Source organism: Lachnoanaerobaculum sanguinis, from assembly GCF_033242365.1.
GTDB lineage: Bacteria > Bacillota > Clostridia > Lachnospirales > Lachnospiraceae > Lachnoanaerobaculum > Lachnoanaerobaculum sanguinis.
The window spans coordinates 1-326 of record NZ_BTHK01000074.1 but is presented as its reverse complement, the minus strand read 5'-3'; the positions used below and the strand labels follow the sequence as shown (position 1 = coordinate 326).

The following is a 326-nucleotide window of genomic DNA, read 5'->3' as shown; positions in this document are numbered from 1 at the left end:
TTGCCTTAGGCCCCGACTTACCCTGAGTAGATCAGCTTTACTCAGGAAACCTTAGATATTCGGCCAAGAGGATTCTCACCTCTTTCTCGCTACTCATTCCGGCATTCTCTCTTCTTATTACTCCACCATTCCTTTCGGTATGGCTTCTACGCCTCTAAGAATGCTCCTCTACCAATGTATTACTACATTCCCAGGCTTCGGTGTTGTGTTTAGCCCCGGACATTTTCGGCGCAGGACCTCTCGACTAGTGAGCTGTTACGCACTCTTTTAATGTATGGCTGCTTCTAAGCCAACATCCTAGCTGTCTTCGAAATCCCACATCCTTT

At 47.2% G+C, this 326-nt stretch carries 1 rRNA gene; it reads right to left on the bottom strand.

Annotated features, from left to right (window positions below):
• A 23S ribosomal RNA gene (locus tag SBH76_RS13590) occupies positions 1-326 on the bottom strand; the annotation flags it as partial.